Source organism: Citricoccus sp. (assembly GCF_035445025.1).
Classification (GTDB): Bacteria; Actinomycetota; Actinomycetes; order Actinomycetales; family Micrococcaceae; genus Citricoccus.
Map to the genome: position 1 here is coordinate 1 of NZ_DAOMPX010000103.1, position 2,528 is coordinate 2,528.

Consider the following 2,528-nt stretch of genomic DNA (forward strand, 5'->3'; position numbering starts at 1 on the left):
GAGTACAGGATCACCGTCACCGGGCTGGAGACCAGGATGGACGGGTCCCCCTCGGACACGGTCAGCGCCCGGCGCAGCTCGGTCTCGGCCAGCGGGCCCAGCACCACGGCGATCAGCACGGGGGCCAGCGGGAACTGGTAGCGGCGCATGATGAACCCGAGCAGGCCCACGGCCAGCACCACCCACAGGTCCAGGGTGGCCGAGCTGATCGCGTACACGCCCAGCATGGACAGCACCGTGATCCCGGCGTACAGGTAGTGCCGCGGGATGTAGAGCATCTTGGCCCACAGCACCGCGAACTGCATGTTGAGGATGACCAGCACCACCAGGCCGATGAACAGCGAGGCCAGCAGGGTCCACACCAGGTCCCCGCTGCGCTCGAAGAGCAGTGGCCCGGGCTGCATGCCGTACTGCTGGAAGGCGGCCAGCATGATCGCCGCCGTCGCCGAGGTCGGCAGGCCCAGGGCCAGCAGGGCGCCCATCGCGGTGCCGGCAGTCGCGTTACCGGCGGCCTCCGGGGCGGCCACGCCCTTGATCGAGCCGACGGTGCCGAACTCGGCATCACCGCGGCGCTTGGCCAGCTTCTTCTCCGTTCCGTAGGCCAGGAACGTCGGGACCTCGGAGCCGCCGGCGGGGATGATGCCGAAGGGCACGCCGAACGCGGTGCCGCGCAGCCAGGCCGGCAGGGCCCGGCGGAAGTCCCTGCGGTCCAGGCGGGCCCGGCCGTTGGGCTCGATCTTCGTCGCGGACGGGTCCCGGTGGATCCTGCCGGCGATGTGCAGCACCTCGCCCAGGGCCAGCAGGCCCACGGTGATGACCACGATCGAGATGCCGTCGAACAGCTGGGGCAGACCCAGGGTGTAGCGCACGGTGCCCGAGGGCCCGTCCACGCCCACCATGGCCAGCACCAGGCCGATGCCCAGGGCGGCCACGCCCTTGATCACGGACTCGGAGACCACGGAGGAGATCGCCAGGAAGGCGAACACGGCCAGGGCGAAGTACTCGGCCGGGCCGAAGGCGGTGGCCATCTTCACCAGGGTGGGGGCGAAGAACACGACGAGCGTGGTGGCGATCAACCCGCCGATGAACGCTCCCACGGCGGCGGTGGCCAGGGCCTTGGCGGCCCGGCCGTCCTTGGCCATCCGGTGGCCCTCGAAGGTGGAGGCGATCGCCGAGGAGTTGCCCGGGGTGTTGAGCAGGATGCCCGCGGTGGAGTCACCGAACAGGCCGCCGAAGTAGACGCCGGCGAACATGATGAACGCCGCGGTGGGGTCCAGGGTGAAGGTGATCGGCAGCAGCAGCGCCACGGCCATGGCCGAGCCCAGCCCGGGCAGCACGCCCACGGCGGTGCCCAGGATGGCGCCGATGAACACCCACAGCAGGTTCATCGGGGTCAGCGCGGCACCGAACCCCTCGAAGAGCAGAGACAGCTGTTCCATGTCAGAGCAGTCCTTCCAGGAAGCCCGAGGGCAGGTTCAGTCCGAGGCCGGCATTGAAGGCCAGCTGGATGACGGCGGCGAACACCAGGGAGACCACCACGTCGAACCCGGGGCGCGTGCTGCCCAGGGCCTTGCAGACGATCCAGAACAGTCCGGCGGCGGAGAACACCCAGCCCAGCACCGGCAGCACCAGGATGAACAGGGCGATGCCGCCGACCACGAGCCCGACGGTTTTCCAGTCGGTGTAGGTCTTCCAGTCCTTGGGGAGTTTGGCGTCCGGGTTCTGCCCGGCGATCCGCCGGCGCCCCTTCTCGGAGGCGTGGGCCAGGTCGCCCAGCAGGTCCGAGGAGACGTCCGCGTTCTCCGCGTCGTCCGTGGGGTCCGGCAGCCGCGGGGTGCGCAGGACCTGGACGGCGTGGACCACGGCCACCGCGTACAGCAGCACGCACACGATCGTCGGGAAGAACTGCGGTCCCGGCACCGAGGTGCCCAGCACCGTCATGGTCGCCGTCTCGTAGGCCAGCCAGGTGGCCAGGCCGGCCACCAGCACCGGCATGATCAGCTCGCTGCGCCCGGACCAGAAGGACCGGCGAGGCCGGGCACCGGGGGTGCGTGCCGGCGTCGGGCCCTGCGGGGTTCCCTCCGGCGTTCCCGACGCCGACGCCGCGCCCTCCGCGGTGCCGCCCCCGGTGCGCGGGGCGTACGTCTCGTCCGACAGGGACGAGGGCTTGATCTGCATGCTCACAGTCCGAGTCCTTCCACGATGTCTTCGGTGCGGGCGATCTCCTCGTCGAGGAAGGCCTCGAACTCCTCGCCCACCATGTAGCTGTCCGTCCAGGCGTTGCGCTGCAACGCGTCCTGCCACTGATCGGTCTGCCGGTACTCGGCCACGATGTCCTGCAGTTCCTGCAGTTGCTCGCCCTCCACGCCGGGGGCCGCGGCCAGGCCGCGCCAGTTCGCCATGACGGCGTCCACGCCCTGTTCGGTGAAGGTGGGCACGTCCACCCCGGGCAGGCGCTCCGCGGAGGAGACGGCCAGGGCCCGCAGCATGCCGGCGTCGATCTGGTCGGCCACCTCGTTGTAGCCGGA

3 protein-coding genes are annotated in these 2,528 nt (G+C 70.6%); all 3 read right to left on the reverse strand.

From position 1 onward, the window contains the following. A partial coding sequence (locus tag PLJ28_RS14875) for a tripartite tricarboxylate transporter permease (RefSeq protein ID WP_324590338.1) occupies positions 1-1,439 on the reverse strand: 1,439 nt, incomplete at its 3' end. A gap of 1 nt (position 1,440) precedes the next feature. Next, on the reverse strand, positions 1,441-2,178 hold the full coding sequence (locus tag PLJ28_RS14880) for a tripartite tricarboxylate transporter TctB family protein (RefSeq protein WP_183529460.1): 738 nt from the start codon (positions 2,176-2,178) through the stop codon (positions 1,441-1,443). Positions 2,179-2,180: 2 nt separating this feature from the next. Further along, a partial coding sequence (locus PLJ28_RS14885) for a Bug family tripartite tricarboxylate transporter substrate binding protein (protein WP_324590339.1) occupies positions 2,181-2,528 on the reverse strand: 348 nt, incomplete at its 5' end.